This window comes from Streptomyces sp. CNS606, assembly GCF_000426325.1.
Map to the genome: position 1 here is coordinate 37,475 of NZ_AUFD01000009.1, position 20,861 is coordinate 58,335.

Genomic DNA, 20,861 nt, shown 5'->3' on the forward strand with positions numbered 1-20,861 from the left:
GCGTCCCGCGGCACCGCCGTCACGGTTTGACGGCCCGGTAGTAGCGCTGTGCCCCGGTGTGCAGGCGCAGCGGGTCGGTGTAGATCGCGGTCCGCAGGTCGACCTTCTGGGCCGCGTGCACCCGCTGCCCGATGGTGTCCCGGCTGCGGATCAGCGAACGGGTCAGGGCCTCGGTCACCGCGGGGTCCGCGTCCGCGGTGGTGACCAGGAGGTTGCTCACCGCGATGGTGTCCACCGGCTCGCCCTGCTGCACGCTCGGATAGGCGTCGCCGGGCATCACCGCTGCCCGGTAGTGCCGGGTCTCGGGCTCCATGCGGTGCAGGCGCGGCATGAGCGCGCCGAGCGGCACCAGGCGGATGTGGTCCATGACGGCGAGGTCCTCGATGGCGCCCGTGGGCAGACCGCCGGACCAGAAGAACGCGTCCAGCTCGCCGTTCTCCAGCATTCCGGGCATGACGTCGATGCCCGCCGGGACCGCGTCGATGTCCTTCCCCCGGTCCAGGCCGGCCGCCTCCAGGAGCCGCCCGGCGACCAGGCTGACCCCGGAACGCTCCTCGCCCATCCCGACCCGCAGTCCCCGCAGGTCGCGGGCCTCCCGGACGGGCGACTCGGCCGGGACCACGAGCTGCATGTAGTCGTCGTAGAGCCGCGCGACCGCCCGCAGCCCGTCCCCGCCCTCGCCGCCCTGCTTCAGGTGGGCGGCGACGGCGTCGGACTGGGCGATGGTGAAGTCGGCCTCCCCGGAGACCAGCATGTCGATGTTCTGCACCGACCCCTGGCTCGGCACCAGCTCCATGCTCAGCCCGGGCACGTCCCGCGCCAGGCGCTGCTTCAGCAGCGAGCCGTACTGCTGGTACACCCCGGTGGGCACGCCGGTGGCGAACGTGAGCGTGCCGCGCGGCTGGGCGGGGCCCGCGGGCACCAGCCACCACGCGAGCAGCCCGAGCACCACGAGGAGGGCGGCGCCGCCGAGCGCGCGGCCTCCCGGGACGCCTGGGCGGGGGGCGAGGAAGCGGGATGCGGTCATGACCGCCGCATCCTGCCATCGGTGGGCCGCCGCGGGGGAGTGCGGGACGGGAGGAGGTGCGTCACAGCGGACGGCGTACCCTGGTCGACTGAGATGAGTGCGAAGACTTATGAGCTGCGGACGTTCGGCTGCCAGATGAACGTTCACGACAGCGAGCGGATGGCGGGCCTGCTGGAGGACGCCGGTTACGAGCGTGCCCCCGAGGGCGCCGACGGCGCCGACGTCGTGGTGTTCAACACCTGTGCGGTGCGCGAGAACGCCGACAACCGGTTGTACGGCAACCTCGGGCAGCTGGCGCCCAGGAAGGCCGCCCGCCCCGGGATGCAGATCGCCGTCGGCGGCTGCCTGGCGCAGAAGGACCGGGACACCATCGTCCGGCGCGCGCCGTGGGTCGACGTGGTCTTCGGCACGCACAACGTCGGCAAGCTGCCGGTGCTGCTGGAGCGCGCCCGCGTCGAGCAGGAGGCGCAGGTCGAGATCGCCGAGTCGCTGGAGGCGTTCCCCTCCACGTTGCCGACCCGTCGCGAGAGCCCGTACGCCGCCTGGGTCTCGGTCTCCGTCGGCTGCAACAACACCTGCACCTTCTGCATCGTGCCGCAGCTGCGCGGCAAGGAGAAGGACCGTCGGCCCGGCGACATCCTGGCCGAGGTGGAGGCGCTGGTGGCCGAGGGCGTCAGCGAGATCACCCTGCTCGGCCAGAACGTCAACGCCTACGGCAGCGACATCGGGGACCGCGAGGCGTTCGGCAAGCTGCTGCGCGCCTGCGGACGGATCGACGGGCTGGAGCGCGTCCGTTTCACCTCCCCGCACCCGCGCGACTTCACCGACGACGTGATCGCGGCGATGGCCGAGACGCCGAACGTGATGCCGCAGCTGCACATGCCGCTGCAGTCCGGCTCGTCCCGGGTGCTGAAGGCCATGCGCCGCAGCTACCGGCAGGACCGCTTCCTCGGCATCATCGAGAAGGTCCGCGCGTCGATCCCGGAGGCGGCGATCTCCACCGACATCATCGTGGGCTTCCCCGGCGAGACCGAGGAGGACTTCGAGGAGACGCTGCACGTCGTGCGCGAGTCCCGCTTCGCGCAGGCGTTCACCTTCCAGTACAGCAAGCGCCCCGGCACGCCGGCCGCCGAGATGGACGACCAGATCCCCAAGGCCGTCGTCCAGCAGCGCTACGAGCGGCTGGTCGCGCTCCAGGAGGAGATCTCCTGGGCGGAGAACAAGAAGCAGGTCGGGCGCACTCTGGAGGTCATGGTCGCCGAGGGCGAGGGCCGGAAGGACGACGCCACCCGGCGGCTGTCCGGCCGTGCCCGGGACAACCGGCTGGTGCACTTCGCCCGCCCCGAGGAGCCGGTACGTCCCGGCGACGTGGTCGAGACCGAGGTCACCTACGCCGCCCCGCACCACCTGCTCGCCGAGGGCCCGGCGCGGGCCGTGCGCCGCACCCGCGCGGGCGACGCCTGGGAGCGGCGCAACGCCGAGCCCGAGCCGGCTTCCGCGGGCGGCGGCGTGATGCTCGGCCTGCCCACCGTCGGCGCCCCCGCGCCGCAGCCGGCGTCCGCGGGCGGCGGCTGCAGCGTCTGCTGAGTCTTCGCGCCGCGCCTCCCTGCTGCCGGCCGGTCCGCGCGTCCCCTGCTCGTACGGGCGCCGGGCCGTGTCCTGTGGCGGCGTCCGCCGCGCCGTGCGTCCCACGAGCCGCACGGCGTGCGGGCCGTAAGCTGCCGTCATGCTTGTCGCCGCCGCCGTGTGCCCGTGTCCGCCGCTGCTGGTGCCCGAGGTCGCGGGGGGCGCCGCCCCCGAGATGGACGACGCGCGCGCCGCCTGTTTCGACGCGCTCGCGGTGCTGGCCGCCGCCCGGCCCGACCGGCTGGTCGTCGTCGGGCCGGCGGAGCCCTCCGCGCGGGGCCCGTACCCGCAGGGGGCGCGCGGCTCGTTCCGCGGCTTCGGGGTCGGCCTGGACGTGACGCTGGGCCCCGCCTCCGAAGCGGCTCCGCAGGCGCACGAGCTGCCGCCCTCGCTGGCGGTCGGCGGCTGGCTGCTCGAGCGCACCGCGTGGGCCGGCGCGCCGGTGGAGGGTCTGGGCGTGGGGGAGCCGCTCGCCGGGGCGCGGTGTGCCGAGACCGGGCGGGAGATCGCCGGATCGGCGCCCCGTGTGGCCCTTCTCGTCATGGGCGACGGCACCACGTGCCGCACGCTGAAGGCGCCGGGCTACTTCGACCCGCGCGCCGCCGACTTCGACGCGTCGGTGGCGAGGGCGCTGGGAGCCGCCGACGTGTCCGCGCTCCTCGCGCTCGACGAGGAGCAGGCGTACGAACTGGGCGCGTCCGGCCGCGCCGGATGGCAGGTCCTGGCCGGGGCGGCGGAGGACGCCGGGCTCACCGGGCGGCTCCTGTACGACGCCGCCCCGTACGGCGTGGGTTACCTGGTCGCCGGCTGGTCCTGAGACCGGGGGGTGGCGGCCGGGCGCGGCCGGCACACGTACGGGAGCGGGGGCGGCCCGTCGGCCGCCCCCGCTCCGCTGCCCCGTCGCCCCCGTTGCGCGACGGCTCAGGCCGCGCTGCCACCGCCGCGGCCTCCGGCCTCGTCGCCGCCCTGGCCCCCTTCCTGCGTCCAGCGGTCCATCGCCTCCTGGCCCTTCTGCGTGCCGGTGTCGATCTTGTCGCTGTGCTTGCCGCCGGTGCGCTCGTCCAGAGTGCTCCCGGCCTTCTCCATGCCCTGGTCGGCCTTGTCGCCGTGCTGGCCGAGCATGCCCTTGACCTTGTCCATGAAGCTCATGGCGGTCACCTTTCCTGTGGACTGCTGAGAGTGTGGGGCGCTCGTGATGAAGCGGGGCGAAATCGCCCATATCCACCCTGGGTCATATCCGGGCATGTGACAACTCGCCCGCCGTGAGCGAGCCGCCGCGCGTTTGCGAGACTGGCGCTGTGACAGCTCCATCCCGCACCCCCGAAGCACCGCCGTCGTGCCAGGTCGTGGCCGTCGTCGGCGCCACCGCCGCCGGCAAGTCCGATCTCGCCGTCGAGCTGGCGCGCCGGCTGGGGGGCGAGATCGTCAACGCCGACTCCATGCAGCTCTACCGCGGCATGGACATCGGCACGGCCAAGCTGACCGGGCCGGAGCGGCGGGACGTTCCGCACCACCTCCTGGACGTCTGGGACGTCACCGAGGCGGCCAGCGTGGCCGAGTACCAGCGGCTGGCCCGGGCGGAGATCGAGCGGCTGCTCGCCGCAGGCCGCGTGCCGGTGCTGGTCGGCGGCTCGGGTCTGTACGTGCGCGGCGCCATCGACGTGATGGAGTTCCCCGGCACCGACCCGGACGTCCGGGCCCGCCTGGAGGCCGAACTCGCCGAGGGCGGCTCCGGTCCGCTGCACGCCCGTCTCGCGGCCGCGGACCCGCAGGCGGCGCGCGCCATCCTGCCCAGCAACGGCAGGCGCGTGGTGCGGGCGCTGGAGGTCATCGAGATCACCGGCCGCCCCTTCACCGCGAACCTCCCCGGCCACGAGTCCGTCTACGACACGCTGCAGATCGGCGTCGAGGTGCCGCGTCCCGAGCTGGACGGGCGGATCGCCCGCAGGGTCGACCGGATGTGGGAGGCCGGCCTGGTCGACGAGGTCCGCGCGCTGGAACGGGAAGGGCTGCGGGAGGGCCGCACGGCGTCCCGCGCTCTCGGCTACCAGCAGGTGCTGGCGGCCCTCGCGGGCGACTGCACGGAGGACGAGGCCCGCGCGGAGACCGTACGGGCCACCAAGCGCTTCGCCCGCCGCCAGGACTCCTGGTTCCGGCGGGACCCGCGGGTGCACTGGCTCAGCGGTGCGGACGCCGCGCGGGACGGCCTGACGGGCGCGGCACTGGCCTTGCTCGAACGACCGGTCACAGCCTGATCACGTGATGGCATCGGGACGTCCTGAGCGTGCTGGACGGCCCTTCCGGCGTGCCATCATCGACCATCGTTCGAGTTGTTCAGCAGGAGTGGAGGGCACGTGGCGATGGCAGCCGGCCCTCGTGACGACGAAGAGTCCGCAGTGGAGTACGGGGCCTACCTGGACTACTCCCCGACCTCCGCGGTCCGGGACGAGATCGGCGACGAGGACCTTCCCGACCAGGACCCGCCGGTCGAGCCGCACGAACTGCGGCCCCCGCGCCGGCTACGGCTCTGGCAGCTCGCGCCCATCGTGATACTGGGCGCCCTCGGCTCGCTCATGTTCGCCTTCCCGCTGGCCTTCGAGCCCGGCGGCCGTTCCGGCGCCGTGGTGGCCATGCTCGGCCTGCTGATCTGCTGCTGCGCCGCCGGATGGGGTGTGATCGCCGCCCGGCGCGTCGGGCACGTCTGGCCGGGCCTGCCCGCGCCGGGGTCCGGCGAGAGAGCGAACTGGCGGGTGGTGCTCGCCTACACCGCCGTGGTCGGCACCCTCGCCGCGCTCGCCCTGTGGCGGGTCGCCCGTCTCTCCGGCTGAGCCCGCGCCGCAGCTCGGGCCCCGGGCCGTCCGCACCCCCGCCGTCGGCCCCCGGGGCGCGCCGCGCCCGCAGGCCACGTCTGCCGATACGATCGATGCCGTGAGCACCGCGCAGCCCGTGCCGTTCCTCAAGGGGCACGGCACCGAGAACGACTTCGTGATCGTCCCCGACCCGGACGGCGCCCTCGCGCTGGACGCCGCAGCCGTACGGCGCCTGTGCGACCGCCGGGCCGGAGTGGGCGGCGACGGCCTGCTCCGCGTCGTACGCTCCGCCGCGCACCCCGAGGCCCGGGAGACGGCGGGCGACGCCGAGTGGTTCATGGACTACCGCAACGCCGACGGCAGCATCGCCGAGATGTGCGGCAACGGCGTCCGCGTCTTCGCCCGCTACCTGCACCGTGCCGGCCTGGTGCCGCCCGGCGATCTCGTCGTGGCCACCCGCGCCGGGCTGCGGCGGGTCCACCTCGCCAAGGACGCACCCACCGGGGCGTTCGGGGCCCCCGCCGCCGGACCCGTCACCGTCTGCATGGGCCGTGCCGCGCTCCCCGAGGGCGACGTCACGGTGACCGTCGGCGACCGCAGCTGGCCCGCCCGGCACGTCGGCATGGGCAACCCGCACGCCGTCGTCTTCGTCGACGACCTGGACCACGCCGGGCGCCTGCTCGACCCCCCGCTGGTCACCCCGGCGACGGCCTACCCCGACGGCGTCAACGTCGAGTTCGTCGTCGACCGCGGGCCGCGCCACGTCGCTCTCCGCGTCCACGAACGCGGCTCCGGCGAGACCCGTTCCTGCGGTACGGGTGCCTGCGCGGTGATGGTCGCCGCCGCACGCCGCGACGGTGCCGACCCGGCCGCCGACGGAGCACCCGTCACCTACACCGTCGACGTCCCCGGCGGACGTCTGGTCATCACCGAACGCGCCGACGGGGAGATCGAGATGACGGGCCCGGCGGTGATCGTGGCCGAGGGCGTCCTCGACCCGGCCTGCCTCGCCGGCTGAAGCTCCGTCACGCCAGGGTGAAGCCCCGTCACACCTGCCTGAATCCCCGTCACCCCTCGCCGCTGCACTCCCGGGTGTCGCTCCGTCAGCCGTGTCCGCCGTTCACTTCCGCACAAACGTCGCTCGACCGGGTGATCCCTCTCACTGCCGCCGGGAGGCGGTGAGCAGCACGTGATGGGCTCGGTAGAGTCGGACCCCGGGACGAAACCGGGGTTCACGAGCGGGAGGTGCCCATGGACGCGGTGCGAAACCTACGGAAGCTCAGCCGTGCCGCCCTCCTGAGGTCTGCCACCCGCGGCACGCTGCCGGACGCGATCGAGCACGTCGCGCAGGTGCACCGGGCCCATCATCCCCGCGCCGACCTGGACGCACTGCGCCGCGCCTACGTCCTCGCCGAATCCTCGCACCGCGGCCAGACCCGCAAGAGCGGCGACCCGTACATCACGCACCCGCTGGCCGTGACGCTGATCCTCGCTCAACTCGGCGCCGAGACCACGACACTGACGGCCTCCCTGCTGCACGACACCGTCGAGGACACCGAGGTGACGCTGGGCCAGGTGCGGGACGGCTTCGGCGACGAGGTCGCCCACCTGGTCGACGGCGTCACCAAACTGGAGAAGGTCGACTACGGCGCCGCCGCCGAGCCCGAGACGTTCCGCAAGATGCTCGTCGCCACCGGCAGCGACGTCCGCGTGATGTCCATCAAGCTCGCCGACCGGCTGCACAACATGCGCACCCTCGGCGTGATGCGGCCGGAGAAGCAGGCCCGGATCGCCCGCGTCACCGGCGACGTGCTCATCCCGCTCGCCGAACGGCTCGGCGTGCAGGCGCTGAAGCGGGAGCTGGAAGACCTGGTCTTCGCCGTGCTCCACCCCGAGGACCACCGCCGCGCACAGCACCTGGTGCGCGAGCACACCGCACGGCCCGACCCGCTGACCGCCGTCGCCGCCTCGGTCCGCGAGGTGCTGCGGGCGGCCTCCGTCGAGGCGCAGGTGCTGATCCGGCCGCGGCACCTGCTCTCCGTGCACCGACTGCGTCACAAGCGGGGCACGCTCGGGCCGAGCGACTTCGGGCGGCTGCTGCTGCTGGTCGAGGGGGACGCCGACTGCTACGCGGCACTCGGCGAACTGCACACCTGCTTCGTCCCGGTGATGTCGGAGTTCAAGGACTTCATCGCCGCGCCCAAGTTCAACCTCTACCAGTCGCTGCACACCGCGTTCGCCGACGCCGACGGCAGGGTCGCCGAGGTGCTGGTGCGCACGCACCGCATGCACCGCGTCGCCGAAGCGGGCGTCATCGCCCTCGGCGACCCGCACCGTGCCGCGGGCGCCGCCGACACAACGGACGACGCCGTGGCGGCGGACTGCCCCGACGCGGAACGCGCCGACCCCACCCGTCCCGGCTGGCTGTCCCGCCTGCTGGCCTGGCAGAGCCAGGCCGCCGACCCGGACACCTTCTGGACCGAGCTGCGGGACGAGCTCGCCGAGGACCGTGAGATCACCGTCTACCCGGCCGGAGACGCCGCGGGCGGCACCCCCGCACTGCCCCTGCCCGCCGGCGCGAGCTGCGTGGACGCCGCCTACGTCCTGCACGGCGAGGCCGCCCACCGCTGCATCGGCGCCCGGGTCAACGGCCGTCTCGCCGCGCTGAGCACGGCCCTCCGGGACGGCGACACCGTGCAGCTCTTCCTCGCGTCCCCGCACACGCCCGGCGCGCACGCCCCGGCTCGCGAGTGGCTCACCCACGCCCGTACGCCCGCCGCACGCATCGCCATCCGCCAGTGGCTCGCCGGGCACCCCACCGAGCCGCCCGCCCCGCCACGGCCCGCCGCCCCGGGCGCGCCCGAGGCCCCCGGCCGCCCCGACCGTCCCCGCCGCCGGGGCGGGCCCGTCGCCGAAGGCCCCAGCGTCGTCACCGGCCACCCGGAGACCCCGGTACGCCTCGCACGCTGCTGCACGCCCGTCCCGCCCGACGCCGTCACCGGCTTCCCGGTCCGGGGCGGAGCCGTCACCGTGCACCGCGACAGCTGCCAGACGGTGGTACGGATGGCCGCCGCCGGGCGCCGCCCCGTCGCCGTCCGCTGGGACAAGCGCACCGCAGGCTGCCGCGTCACTCTGCTGGCGGAGGCCTTCGGCCGTCCCCAGCTGCTCGCCGATCTCACCGAGACCATCGCCGCCCAGGGTGCCGCGGTGATCTCCGCCGCGGTCGAGCCGCCGTGCGAACAGCGTGTGCGGCACACCTACACGCTGCAACTCCCCGACGCCGCGGGGCTGCCCGCGCTGATGCGTGCCATGCGGCGGGTGGCGGGCGTCTACGACGTGTCCCGGGCCGTTCACCGGCTCCCGGCGGGCTGACCGCCCGCCGCCCCGCTGTCGGGCCGTCGCCCGGTCGTGCTGCAGGCGGCCGGGCCGCGGTAATCCTGGTGACGCGGGGACGGCGGCGTGTCACTATCGACAGCGACGGCCGGTCACCCGGTTTCCGGGGAATCATCCCGGCATCGCGGGCGTTCCTCCGGACAGAACGGCGGAAGCGCACCGTCCGTCGGCCCACCCGCCTCGACGTAAGGATCCAATGACCCCCTCTTCCTCCCTTCCTGAACCCGGCCAGCGCCTCGCCGAGTCGAACCGCCGCGCCGACGCCCTGATGGAGGAGGACGTCGCCTGGGGTGACGGCGTGGACGCCGCACGTGACGGTGAGCAGTACGACCGCTCCGACCGTGCCGCACTGCGCCGGGTCGCCGGCCTCTCCACCGAGCTGGAGGACGTCACCGAGGTCGAGTACCGGCAGCTCCGCCTGGAGCGCGTGGTGCTCGTCGGCGTGTGGACCTCCGGCACCGCGCAGGACGCGGACAACTCCCTCGCGGAGCTGGCCGCCCTCGCCGAGACCGCCGGCGCCGAGGTCCTCGACGGCGTCGTCCAGCGGCGCGACAAGCCCGACCCGGCCACGTACATCGGCTCCGGCAAGGCCGAGGAACTGCGCGACATCGTGCTCGCCTCCGGCGCCGACACCGTCGTCTGCGACGGTGAACTCAGCCCCGGACAGCTCATCCACCTCGAGGACGTCGTCAAGGTCAAGGTGATCGACCGGACCGCGGTGATCCTGGACATCTTCGCCCAGCACGCCAAGTCCCGGGAGGGCAAGGCGCAGGTGGCGCTGGCCCAGATGCAGTACATGCTGCCGAGGCTGCGCGGCTGGGGCCAGTCGCTGTCCCGGCAGATGGGTGGTGGCGGTTCCGGCTCGGCCGGCGGCGGCATGGCCACCCGTGGTCCCGGTGAGACCAAGATCGAGACCGACCGGCGGCGCATCCGCGAGAAGATGGCGAAGGCGCGCCGGGAGATCGCGGAGATGAAGACCAGCCGCGACATCCAGCGGCAGGACCGCCGCCGGCACAAGGTGCCCTCGGTCGCCATCGCCGGATACACCAACGCCGGCAAGTCCTCCCTGCTCAACCGCCTCACCGGCGCGGGCGTGCTGGTGGAGAACGCGCTGTTCGCCACCCTCGACCCGACGGTACGGCGGGCCGAGACGCCCAGCGGGCGGCTGTACACCCTGGCGGACACCGTCGGGTTCGTGCGCCACCTGCCGCACCACCTGGTCGAGGCGTTCCGCTCGACCATGGAGGAGGTCGCCGACTCGGACCTCGTCCTGCACGTGGTGGACGGCTCGCACCCCGCTCCGGAGGAGCAGCTCGCCTCGGTCCGCGAGGTGATCCGCGACGTCGGCGCCACCGAGGTGCCCGAGATCGTCGTGGTCAACAAGGCGGACGCGGCGGACCCGCTCGTCCTCCAGCGCCTGCTCCGCCAGGAGAAGCGCGCCCTGGTGGTGTCCGCGCGCACCGGGCAGGGCGTCGACGAGCTGCTGGCCCTGATCGACGAGGAGCTGCCCCGCCCGTCGGTCGAGCTGGAGGTGCTGGTGCCCTACACGCACGGCGCCCTCGTCGCCCGCGCCTACGCCGAGGGCGAGGTGCTCTCCGAGGCGCACACCGAGGAGGGCACGCTGCTCAAGGTGCGGGTGCACGAGGAACTGGCCGCCGAACTCCGCACGTTCGAGCCGGCCGGCCAGGCCTGACGCACCCGCCCGGGTGCCGTACCCACGCTGAAGGCCCGGTTCCGGGAGGCCGAACCAGCCTCCCGGAACCGGGCCTTCACGCTGCGTGAGCCGCTGCGGGCCGCTCTGCGGCCCGCAGCGCCCCCGTCAGCTCAGCGAACTGACCGCGTCGAACACCCCTTCGGCCTCGTCGCCCAGGCGGGGGCCGGCCAGCCAGTCGTGGGTGAGCGGCCCGATCGAGGTCACCGACAGCAGACGCTCGCCGTCCGCGCTCAGCCAGCCGCCGCCCGACGAGCCGCCGGTCATGGTGCAGCCGATCCGGTACATCGTGGGCTGCGACGGGTCCAGGGTGAGTCGGCCCGGCCCGTCCGTGCAGCGGAACATGCGCTCGCCGCTGAACGGCGGGGCGGCCGGGTAGCCGTTCGCCGTCAGGCTCTCGATGCTCTGCACGCCGGGCGTGCCGAAGTCGATCTCCACGGCGCCGCCGACGGTCTCCTCCAGGCTCTTGCCGCCGTTGGCGCTCTTGTTCTCCGGCTGCACCTTCAGCATGGCGAAGTCCTGGGGCGCGCCGGCGCCGCCGGTGCTGGCGCCGCTCTCGATCCAGTGCGTGGTGGTGCGGGCGTGCTTGGCCCACCAGATGCCGTGCGGGGAGACCTGGTCCGGGGTCCCCTTGCCCAGCTCGGCGGGTGCCAGGCCGCCGTCGTTGTAGTGCGGCACGAAGACCACGTTGCGGAACCAGCCGCCCTTCCCACCGGCGTGCACGCAGTGGCCCGCGGTCGCCACCAGGTTGGACTTGCCGGGGTTCGCGGGGTCCTTCACCACGGTGCCCGAGCAGACCATCGGGCCCTGCGGGGTCTCCATCAGCACCTTGCCGACGGGCGGCGCCTTCTCCGTGTACGGCAACGGCACCTCTTCGGCCTCGACCGCGGCCGGCTCCGGGTCGGTGACGCCCTCGTCGATCTCGGACTCGTCGACGTCCCGTTCGCTCTCCTCGGCGTCCTTCATCCGGTCCGGGTCCCAGTAGTCCTCGATGATCGGGTTGATGAACTCCCGCGCCTCGCGCAGCCAGTCCTCCTGGTCCCAGTTCTTCCAGGCCCCGTCGCGCCACTTGTCCAGGTCCTGCAGCGCGGCCGGCAGGTCCTCGGGCAGCTTGTCCGGCAGCCCCAGCTCCTCGCGCAGGTCCTGGCCGGGCTGTTCCGCGGTTGCGCTGGGCTTCGGATCGACCGGAGCCTCCTCCGGGCCGCAGGCGGTCGCGGTCAGCGCGAGTGCGGCGGCAGCCGCCGCACCCGCGAGCACGCGCCGTCGGCGGCGTGCCGGACTACCCGTGGATGACATGCGTGAACTCCCCCTGAAAATCGCTTCGCTGTCGCGTGACGCGCCGTCACTGACGGGTCACGGCCCTCGCCGGAGCGGGGCGGCCCCCACTATGCCCGGTCAACGGGGGGACGGTGGACGCAGGGTCCCCGGTTCCGCACGAGGCGCGGCCGTTTCGCCGGCCGGCGGACGATCTCGTCCCCGGCCGTGATCCGACGCCCTCTCGGTCGTTGACAGTCAGGGGACCAGTGGCTCGCGCGCGGGCCGAAGCGACAGCACGGGAGACACCAGTGAACGCGAGCTCCGGACCTGAGCCGACGACGGCCGAGGGCGGCCCTGCCGGCGGTGTGCGGATCGCCGGGCTCGAACGGCCCGAAGTACCGCGCCAGCCACGGCGGTTCGCCGACGACCCGCGCGACGGGGACGTCCGTACGACGTCCGACCCGCTGGAACAGTCCGACCCGGCCGCCGTCGCCGACGCCGCCGGGGCGGAGAGCCTGCTGCGGTGCTGGGTCCGCGAGAACGACCTGCCGGAACCGGCCGACCGTACGCTCCGGATCGCCCTGGAGGCCACCGGAACCGCCCTGTGCGTGCCCGTGCTGCACTGGTCGGCGACCGGGTGGCACCGCTTCGGGCCAGCCCGCCTGGAGGGCGTGCCGGCGGACGCCGAACCGGTCGACGCCGTGCTCCTGGCCGCGCTCCTCGGCCGCGAGGGCGCGCACCGCGCCGGTGGCCGCACGGTCGTCCCCACCGGGGAGAGCGCGGCGCTGGTCGCCCGGGTCGCGGACTCGGTGCGGCGCAGCACGGAGTTCCTCGCCGGCCGCCGTGCCGAGCCGGGACCGGCCGCGGACGGCGATCTCTTCCTCGAGGCGGAACAGTCCCTCGTCCTGGGCCACCCCGTGCACCCCACGCCGAAGAGCCGCGAGGGCCTGTCCGACTCCGAGGCGCAGGCCTATTCCCCCGAGCTGCGGGGCTCCTTCCCGCTGCACTGGATGGCGGTCGACGCCTCCGTGCTCGCCTCCGACTCGGCCTGGTACCAGGACGGGCCGGGCGATCCGGACCGCGGCGGCGCCGCACCCGTGCCCGCCTCCCGGCTCGTCGAACTCCTCGCCGGTGAGGACGTGGCGGCCGCCCTGCCGGAGGGGTGCGCGCTGCTGCCCCTGCACCCCTGGCAGGCCCGGGAGCTGCGGTACCGGCCCGAGGCGGCCCGCCTGCTGGACGCCGGGCTCCTGCGCGACCTCGGCCCCGCCGGCGAGCCCTGGTTCCCCACCTCCTCCGTCCGCACGGTCCACCGGCCCGGAGCGGACGCCATGCTCAAGCTCTCGCTGGGCCTGCGCATCACCAACTCCCGGCGGGAGAACCTCCGCAAGGAGGCGCTGCGCGGGGTGGAGATCCACCGCCTGCTGCGCACCGGGCTGGCCGCCCGCTGGCGCAAGGCCCACCCGGGCTTCGACATCGTCCGCGACCCGGCCTGGCTCGGTGTCGACGACCCCGCCGGGCGTCCCGTGCCCGGCCTGGACACCGTCATCCGGCACAATCCGTTCGGCCCGCACGACGACGCCGTGTGCATCGCCGCACTCACCTCCCCGCGGCCCTGGCCCGGTCTGCCGGGCGACCGGCTGCGCTCGCGGCTCGCCGACGTCGTCGAGGGCCTCGCCGCGCGGACCGACCGGCCGGTGGCGGCGGTCGCCGCCGAGTGGTTCCTGCGCTACCTGGAACGGGTGGTGCGGCCCGTGCTGTGGCTCGACGCCCACGCCGGGATCGCCCTGGAGGCCCACCAGCAGAACACCCTGGTGCTGCTGGACAAGGACGGCTGGCCGTGCGGCGGCCGCTACCGCGACAACCAGGGCTACTACTTCCGCGCCTCCCGGCGCGAGGAGATCCAGCGGCGGCTTCCGGGCGCCGGGGTGGCGAGCGACTCCTTCGTGGCCGACGACGTCACCGACGAGCGCTTCGCGTACTACCTCGGCATCAACAACGTGCTCGGCCTCATCGGCGCCTTCGGCTCCCAGGGCCTGGCGGGAGAACCGCTGCTGCTCGCCGCGTTCCGGCAGTTCCTCCAGGGTGAGACGTCCCCCTCCGGTGGTGGCCCGGTGTCCCCGCTGCCCGCCCTGCTGCTCGGCACGCCCACCCTGCGCTGCAAGGCCAACCTCCTCACCCGCCTGCACGGCATGGACGAACTGGTCGGGCCGGTGGACACGCAGTCCGTCTACGTCACCGTCGCCAACCCGCTCGCCCTCTGAGCGCCGGCCGGCCCCGGACCCCCGAGGAACCCATGGAACTTCCGGCTCCGCATCCGCCGCGGGCAGCGGACTCCGGTTGCGACCAGGTCGCGGACCCGGAGGCCGACACCGTGGACGTCGACCTGTCCGGAGGGCTGGCCGCGCTGGTCGCCGAGCGCGACGCGGGTGCCGGGGCGCCGCCCGCGGGCGTGCCGGGCTCCGGAAACCACTGCCCGGCCCCGGCCGGCACCCGGGCGGAGCCCTTCGGCGCGCGCGGCCCACTCGGTGGGTCCGACCTGCTCGACGACCTCCCGGGCTGGGCGGCCGCGCACACCGCCGCGGGCACCTTCCAACTGGTCCCGGTCCGGCTCGAGCGGGACCTGCCGCTGATCGCCGCCTGGATGAACGATCCGGCAGTCGCCGCGTTCTGGGACCTCGCCGGCCCCGCCGGGGCGACCGCCTCGCACCTGCGGGCCCAACTCGACGGCGACGGCCGCAGCGTCCCGTGCCTGGGCGTCCTCGACGGCGTCCCGATGAGCTACTGGGAGATCTACCGTGCCGACCTCGACCCCCTCGCGCGGCACTACCCCGCCCGTCCCCACGACACCGGCGTCCACCTCCTCGTCGGCGGCGTCACCGACCGCGGCCGCGGCCTGGGAACCACCCTCCTGCGGGCCGTCGGAGACCTGGTCCTGGCGCACCGGCCGTCCTGCCGGCGGGTCCTCGCCGAACCCGACCTCCGCAACGTGCCCTCCGTGGCCGCCTTCCTCGGCGCGGGCTTCCGCTTCTCCGCCGAGGTCGACCTGCCCGACAAGCGCGCCGCGCTGATGATCCGCGACCGCTGACCGTCACCCCGCGAACACTTCCCGAGAAGGAGACCCTCCGGTGCCCCAGCACCCCTCCGCCCTGCGACTGCCCCACGGCCTCGATCAGGACACGTGGGAGCGAGCCGCACGGCGGCTGCTGACGAAGATGCTCGCCGAATTCGCCTACGAGCGGATCATCCGCCCGCACGCCGAGGAGGACGGCACCCACAGCGTCGCCGTCGACCCCGACCTCACGCTGCGCTTCCGCGCCCGCAGAGGCGCCTACGGGCACTGGATCATCGACCCCGACAGCGTCACCCCGGCCCTCGACCCGATCGACTTCGTCGCCCGCGCCCACGACGGTCTGCTCGGCCTGTCCGGCGACACCACCGGCCACCTCATCCGCGAACTCACCGCCACCCTGGCCGCCGACACCCGCCTCGACGCCACCGCGCTCCCCGCAGCAGACCTCGCCGACCTGGGCTACGCCGAACTCGAAGGGCACCAGACGGGACACCCCTGGCTGGTCGCCAACAAGGGACGCGTCGGCTTCTCCGCCTCGGACGCCGCCGACTGGGCACCGGAAGCCCGCACACCGCGCCGCCTCCCGTGGATCGCCGTGCACCGCTCGCTCGCCGTCTACCGCGGCGTACGCGCGCTGGCCGACCCCGCCCGCCTCTACGCGGACGAACTCGGCGCCGCCACCCGGGGCCGGTTCGACGCCATCCTCCGCGCCAGGGGCCTCGTACCCGGCGAGCATCTGCTGCTCCCCGTCCACCCCTGGCAGTGGGAGGAGACCGTTGCGCCCCTCTTCGCCGCCGAGATCGCCCGCGGCACGGTCGTCCCTCTGGAGACCGACGACGACGTACGGCTGCCGCAGCAGTCCGTACGCACCTTCCTCAACGCCGCCCATCCCGAGCGGCACACCGTCAAGCTGCCGCTGTCCGTCCTCAACACTCTCGTCTGGCGCGGCCTGCCCACCGAACGGACCCTGGCGGCCCCCGCCGTCACCGCCTGGGTGCACGGGCTGCGGGACGGCGACCCGTTCCTGCGCGACGAGTGCCGGGTGATCCTGCTCGGCGAGGTCGCGTCGGTGACGGTCCCGCATCCCGTGTACGACGCGCTGCCCCAGGTGCCGTACCAGTACCGCGAGCTGCTCGGCTGCATCTGGCGCGAGCCGCTGCCGCCCCGCCTCGACGCCGGCGAACGCGCCCGCACCCTCGCCGCGTTGCTCCACACCGACCCGGCCGGCCGCGCCCTGACCGCCGAGCTCGTCGCGCGTTCCGGCCTGGAGCCCACCGCGTGGCTGCGGAACCTCTTCGCCGCGCTGCTCCCGCCGCTGCTGCACTTCCTCTACCGCTACGGCACGGTCTTCTCCCCGCACGGCGAGAACGCCATCGTGGTCTTCGACGGGGACGACGTGCCGGTGCGCCTCGCGGTCAAGGACTTCGTCGACGACGTCAACGTCAGCGCCCTGCGCCTGCCCGAGCACGCGTCGATGCCGGCCGACGTCCGCGAGGTGCTGCTCACCGAGGAGCCGTCCTTCCTGCCGCAGTTCATCCACGCGGGTCTGTTCGTCGGCGTCTTCCGCTACCTGGCGCCGCTGTGCGAGGACCAACTCGGCGTGCCGGAACACGTCTTCTGGGCACTCGTCCGGGACGAGGTGCGGCGCTACCACCGCCGTTTCCCCGAGCTGAAGGAGCGCTTCGAGACGTTCGACATGCTCACCCCGCGCATCGAGCGGCTCTGCCTCAACCGCAACCGGCTGCACGCGGACGGTTACCGGGACCGCAGCGAACGGCCGCACGCCGCGGTGCACGGCACGGTGCCCAACCCGCTGCACGGCCCGTGACCGGGGGCCACGCACCGGCCTGACCCGGAGCCACGCACCGTCCGTGACCGGGCGGCGGCGTGGCCGGATCGCCCCGGACCGGGGCCCCGATGTCAGTGGCGCCGCGTAGGCTGTCAGCCCTATGAGCAAGCCTGACCTCTCCGATCTCCTGCACACCGCCGTCGAAGCCGTCGGGGGCACGGAGCGCCCCGGTCAGGTCGCCATGGCACACGCCGTCGCGGACGCCGTCGAGGACGGCAGCCACCTGCTGGTCCAGGCCGGAACGGGCACCGGGAAGTCCTTGGGCTACCTGGTGCCCGTGCTCGCCCAGGGCGACCGCGCGGTGATCGCCACGGCCACCCTGGCGCTGCAGCGGCAGCTCGTCGAACGCGACCTGCCGCGCACTGTGGACGCCCTGCACCCGGAGCTGCGCAGGCGCCCCGAGTTCGCGATGCTCAAGGGCCGTTCCAACTATCTCTGCCTGCACCGCCTGCACGAGGGCGTCCCGCAGGACGAGGAGGAGGGCCTCTTCGACCCCTTCGAGGCCGCCGCACCGACCAGCAAGCTGGGCAAGGACCTGCTGCGGCTGCGCGACTGGTCGGACGACACCGAGACGGGCGACCGCGACGACCTCACCCCGGGCGTCTCCGACCGCGCCTGGGCGCAGGTGTCGGTGTCCGCCCGCGAGTGCCTCGGCGCGAGCCGCTGCGCCTACGGCGCCGAGTGCTTCGCCGAGGCCGCGCGGGAACGGGCCAAGCTCGCCGAGGTCGTCGTCACCAACCACGCGCTGCTCGCCATCGACGCCATCGAGGGCGCACCCGTCCTGCCGAACCACGACGTGCTGGTGGTCGACGAGGCGCACGAGCTGGTCTCCCGCGTCACCGGCGTGGCCACGGGCGGGCTGACGCCCGGCGGTGTGAACCGCGCGGTGCGCCGCGTCGCCAAGCTCGTCGACGAGAAGGCCGCCGACCGGCTGCAGACCGCCTCCGAGGGCTTCGAGCGGCTGATGGAGCTCGCGCTGCCCGGCCGACTGGAGGAGATTCCCGAGGACCTGGGCTACGTGCTGGCGGCCCTCCGGGACGCCGCACGCCTGTGCATCACCGCGCTCGGCGACACCCGCGACCGCTCGGTCCAGGACGAGGACGCCGTCCGCAAGCAGGCGATGGCCTCCATCGAGAGCGTCCACGACGTCGCCGAACGCCTCACGCACGGCTCGGAGTACGACGTGGTCTGGTGCGAGCGCCACGACCGCTGGGGCGCCTCCCTGAAGGTGGCGCCGCTGTCCGTGTCCGGGCTGCTGCGGGAGAAGCTCTTCGAGGACCGCTCCGTCGTGCTCACCTCGGCCACGCTGAAGCTCGGCGGCGACTTCGACGGCGTCGGGGCCTCGCTCGGCCTGGCCCCCGAGGGGCGGCAGGCCCGGCAGGCGCAGGAGGCCCAGGAGAGCGACGAGGAGTCGGTCGAGGACGCCGAACTCCCGCGCTGGCGCGGGCTGGACGTCGGCTCGCCGTTCGACTACCGCAAGCAGGGCATCCTGTACGTCGCCAAGCACCTGTCCCCGCCCGGACGGGAAGGGTCCCGGAGCGACATGCTCGACGAGCTGTCCGAACTGGTGGAGGCCGCGGGCGGCCGTACGCTCGGGTTGTTCTCGTCGATGCGAGGGGCACAGGCGGCGGCCGAGGCGCTGCGCGGCCGGCTGGAGATGCCGATCCTGCTCCAGGGCGAGGAGACCCTCGGCGAGCTCATCCGCACCTTCGCCGAGGACCCGGAGACCTGTCTGTTCGGGACGCTGTCGCTCTGGCAGGGCGTGGACGTACCCGGCGTCAACTGCCAACTGGTGGTGATGGACCGCGTCCCCTTCCCGCGCCCGGACGACCCGCTGATGAGCGCCCGCCAGAAGGCGGTCGAGGAAGGCGGGGGCAACGGCTTCATGGCCGTCGCGGCGACGCACGCGGCGCTGCTGATGGCCCAGGGCGCCGGGCGGCTGATCCGCGCGGCGGGGGACCGCGGCGTGGTGGCGGTGCTGGACCCACGGCTGGAGCGGGCCCGCTACGGGTCGTTCCTGCGGGCGTCGCTGCCGGACTTCTGGTACACCACCGACCGCAACCAGGTGCGCCGGTCGCTGGCCGCCATCGACGCGGCGGCCCGGGCCGAAGGCTGAGGGCGGGCGGCGCAGCGGTGCGTGTGTCGGCGGGGCGACGTGGACACCCGCCGCGCCACGCAGCCCTGCGCCGCCGGAGTGGTCCCGTGGTGCGGGCGCAGCAGAGCCCCGGAACCGGCGCAGGTGTTCCGGGGCTCGTTCAGGGAGTGAGGCTGCGGGCCGTCAGACGCGGCGCAGGACCGCGACGACCTTTCCGAGGATGGTCGCCTCGTCGCCGGGGATCGGCTGGTAGGAGGCGTTGTGCGGGAGCAGCCACACGTGCCCGTCCTCCCGCTTGAAGCGCTTGACGGTCGCTTCGCCGTCCAGCATCGCGGCGACGATGTCGCCGTTCTCCGCCACCGGCTGGCGGCGCACGGTGACCCAGTCGCCGTCGCAGATCGCCGCGTCGACCATCGAGTCGCCGACGACCTTGAGCACGAACAGCTCTCCGTCGCCGACGAGTTGACGCGGCAGCGGGAAGACGTCCTCGACGGACTCCTCGGCGAGGATCGGACCGCCGGCGGCGATCCGGCCGACCAGCGGCACGTAGGAGGCGGACGGTTTGCCCGTGGTGTCCGCGGTCTGGGTGCTGGGGGTGTCGGAGCCGCGGACCTCGTAGGCCCGGGGGCGGTGCGGGTCGCGGCGCAGGAAGCCCTTCCGCTCCAGCGCCATGAGCTGGTGCGCCACCGAGGAGGTGCTGGACAGGCCGACCGCCTGCCCGATCTCACGCATCGACGGTGGGTATCCGCGCCGCTGCACGGAGTCGCGGATCACCTCGATCACCCGGCGCTGCCGGTCGGTGAGACCGGAGCTGTCGGCCCGGACGCCGGGTGGCCTGCCCGGCAACGAGCGTGTGGCCGGTGGGGCCGGCCGATCGGCGCCCGTGCCGTCGCGGTCGGCCGCCGCGTCCTCGTCGGCGCCGAGTGCGGCGCGGTCTTCGGCGGTGATGGTCGCGGTGTCTGCGGTGGTCATGACGGCCCCTCTCGTGCGGTTCTCCCTGTGGCTCAACGGTAGTTGGTTTCGAAAGGTTGCGCCAAACACACGTTCGAGTGAAATATCGGCATTCACCTTTCGTGATCATGCGCCTGCGTGTATTGCGAGGTGCGTCGCCCGCTCCTGGGGCGGGTCCTCCGGTGGCGTGCCGCGACACGCCGGGGCCGCTTCGCCGTGCCCGCCCCGCCGCGGGCGTCCCTCCCGCCGCAGCGTACGCTCGACGCCGTCGCGCGCCACGACACGCGTACCGCCGGGTAGTGCAACGGGCACCAGATCTAGTGGTTAGATTGGCGTCGGCCACCACAAGTTGTGGTCCCGCCGCCTCTCTTGGGGTGAGCGTGGACTATGCTGGTGGCATGTCCCGAGGGGTCCCGCGTGGTCTCCTCAGGGTGTTCCAGGCATGCACGGCGAGGGTTCACAGGAGGGGTCGGGAGCGATGCACTGTCCCTTCTGCAAGCACCCGGACAGCCGCGTGGTCGACAGCCGCACCACCGACGACGGCACCGCGATCCGGCGCCGCCGGCAGTGTCCCGACTGCGCGCGCCGGTTCACCACGGTGGAGAACGCGTCACTGATGGTGATCAAGCGCAGCGGTGTCACCGAGCCGTTCAGCCGGGACAAGGTGATCGCGGGAGTCCGCAAGGCCTGCCAGGGGCGTCCCGTCACCGAGGACGCGCTCGCCCAGCTCGGCCAGCGGGTCGAGGAAGCGGTCAGAGCAACCGGAAGCGCGGAGCTGTCCACGCACGACGTGGGCCTCGCCATACTGGGTCCGCTCCAGGACCTGGACCTTGTCGCCTATCTGCGCTTCGCGTCCGTCTACCGGGCTTTCGAGTCGCTCGAGGACTTCGAGGCCGCTGTCGCGGAGCTCCGCGAGGCCCGGCCGTCCGCCGAGGAAGCCGGACCCGTCGAGGGCCACGGGGACCTCGACGTGCCCGCGCCCACTGCCGCCGCCGACTGAGCGGCACGGCGTCAGACCTGGCCGGCGGCCCACAGGGCCGACCGGTCGATGATCAGAAATTCGCGTTCCGGG

General features: G+C 73.9%; 16 protein-coding genes. 12 read left to right on the top strand and 4 right to left on the bottom strand.

Annotated elements, in window-relative coordinates; translation table 11 throughout:
* Positions 1 to 19: 19 nt before the first annotated feature.
* Entirely contained in the window at positions 20 to 1,027 is a 1,008-nt protein-coding gene (locus tag K304_RS0106705) for a TAXI family TRAP transporter solute-binding subunit (protein WP_027763124.1), read from the bottom strand.
* A gap of 93 nt (positions 1,028 to 1,120) precedes the next feature.
* On the opposite strand from K304_RS0106705, the gene miaB reads away from it, so the two are divergent.
* Positions 1,121 to 2,614, top strand: a complete 1,494-nt coding sequence (gene miaB, locus K304_RS0106710) for a tRNA (N6-isopentenyl adenosine(37)-C2)-methylthiotransferase MiaB (protein ID WP_027763125.1) — start codon at positions 1,121 to 1,123, stop codon at positions 2,612 to 2,614.
* Between the two features lie 139 nt (positions 2,615 to 2,753).
* The gene (locus K304_RS0106715) at positions 2,754 to 3,470 is read left to right on the top strand and encodes a class III extradiol dioxygenase subunit B-like domain-containing protein (RefSeq protein WP_027763126.1); all 717 of its coding nucleotides are present in this window, start codon (positions 2,754 to 2,756) and stop codon (positions 3,468 to 3,470) included.
* Between the two features lie 104 nt (positions 3,471 to 3,574).
* On the opposite strand, the gene K304_RS27655 is transcribed toward K304_RS0106715, so the two are convergent.
* Complete coding sequence (locus K304_RS27655) at positions 3,575 to 3,802, bottom strand: antitoxin (RefSeq protein ID WP_037789432.1); 228 nt, start codon at positions 3,800 to 3,802, stop codon at positions 3,575 to 3,577.
* Between the two features lie 149 nt (positions 3,803 to 3,951).
* Between K304_RS27655 and miaA the strand changes: the two genes are divergently transcribed.
* The 5 genes from miaA to hflX all read left to right on the top strand — a co-directional run bounded on the left by miaA (position 3,952) and on the right by hflX (position 10,549).
* The gene (gene miaA, locus K304_RS0106725; RefSeq protein WP_037789433.1) at positions 3,952 to 4,908 is read left to right on the top strand and encodes a tRNA (adenosine(37)-N6)-dimethylallyltransferase MiaA; all 957 of its coding nucleotides are present in this window, start codon (positions 3,952 to 3,954) and stop codon (positions 4,906 to 4,908) included.
* A 105-nt stretch (positions 4,909 to 5,013) separates the two neighbouring features.
* The gene (locus tag K304_RS27660; RefSeq protein WP_078528692.1) at positions 5,014 to 5,481 is read left to right on the top strand and encodes a hypothetical protein; all 468 of its coding nucleotides are present in this window, start codon (positions 5,014 to 5,016) and stop codon (positions 5,479 to 5,481) included.
* 100 nt (positions 5,482 to 5,581) lie between these two features.
* Positions 5,582 to 6,481 carry a diaminopimelate epimerase gene (gene dapF / locus K304_RS0106735; protein ID WP_027763128.1) on the top strand — a complete coding sequence of 300 codons (900 nt, stop codon included), beginning with the start codon at positions 5,582 to 5,584 and terminating at the stop codon, positions 6,479 to 6,481.
* 233 nt (positions 6,482 to 6,714) lie between these two features.
* Positions 6,715 to 8,835, top strand: a complete 2,121-nt coding sequence (locus tag K304_RS0106740; protein ID WP_027763129.1) for an HD domain-containing protein — start codon at positions 6,715 to 6,717, stop codon at positions 8,833 to 8,835.
* A 217-nt stretch (positions 8,836 to 9,052) separates the two neighbouring features.
* The gene (gene hflX, locus K304_RS0106745) at positions 9,053 to 10,549 is read left to right on the top strand and encodes a GTPase HflX (RefSeq protein WP_027763130.1); all 1,497 of its coding nucleotides are present in this window, start codon (positions 9,053 to 9,055) and stop codon (positions 10,547 to 10,549) included.
* A 126-nt stretch (positions 10,550 to 10,675) separates the two neighbouring features.
* Here hflX and K304_RS0106750 read toward each other — a convergent pair whose 3' ends face one another.
* Positions 10,676 to 11,863 carry a hypothetical protein gene (locus K304_RS0106750; protein ID WP_027763131.1) on the bottom strand — a complete coding sequence of 396 codons (1,188 nt, stop codon included), beginning with the start codon at positions 11,861 to 11,863 and terminating at the stop codon, positions 10,676 to 10,678.
* Positions 11,864 to 12,132: 269 nt separating this feature from the next.
* On the opposite strand from K304_RS0106750, the gene K304_RS27665 reads away from it, so the two are divergent.
* The 4 genes from K304_RS27665 (at position 12,133) to K304_RS0106770 (ending at position 18,859) form a co-directional block, all read left to right on the top strand.
* Positions 12,133 to 14,085, top strand: coding sequence for an IucA/IucC family protein (locus K304_RS27665; protein ID WP_106965538.1), 1,953 nt, complete (start codon positions 12,133 to 12,135; stop codon positions 14,083 to 14,085).
* A gap of 32 nt (positions 14,086 to 14,117) precedes the next feature.
* The gene (locus tag K304_RS27670; protein ID WP_106965539.1) at positions 14,118 to 14,909 is read left to right on the top strand and encodes a GNAT family N-acetyltransferase; all 792 of its coding nucleotides are present in this window, start codon (positions 14,118 to 14,120) and stop codon (positions 14,907 to 14,909) included.
* Between the two features lie 40 nt (positions 14,910 to 14,949).
* On the top strand, positions 14,950 to 16,722 hold the full coding sequence (locus K304_RS0106765; RefSeq protein ID WP_027763132.1) for an IucA/IucC family protein: 1,773 nt from the start codon (positions 14,950 to 14,952) through the stop codon (positions 16,720 to 16,722).
* Between the two features lie 121 nt (positions 16,723 to 16,843).
* Positions 16,844 to 18,859 carry an ATP-dependent DNA helicase gene (locus K304_RS0106770; RefSeq protein ID WP_027763133.1) on the top strand — a complete coding sequence of 672 codons (2,016 nt, stop codon included), beginning with the start codon at positions 16,844 to 16,846 and terminating at the stop codon, positions 18,857 to 18,859.
* 162 nt (positions 18,860 to 19,021) lie between these two features.
* Here K304_RS0106770 and lexA read toward each other — a convergent pair whose 3' ends face one another.
* Positions 19,022 to 19,810 (bottom strand): transcriptional repressor LexA, encoded by a 789-nt coding sequence (gene lexA, locus K304_RS0106775; RefSeq protein WP_027763134.1) that lies wholly within the window; start codon positions 19,808 to 19,810, stop codon positions 19,022 to 19,024.
* Between the two features lie 457 nt (positions 19,811 to 20,267).
* On the opposite strand from lexA, the gene nrdR reads away from it, so the two are divergent.
* Entirely contained in the window at positions 20,268 to 20,789 is a 522-nt protein-coding gene (nrdR, locus tag K304_RS0106780) for a transcriptional regulator NrdR (RefSeq protein ID WP_027763135.1), read from the top strand.
* Positions 20,790 to 20,861: the final 72 nt, after the last annotated feature.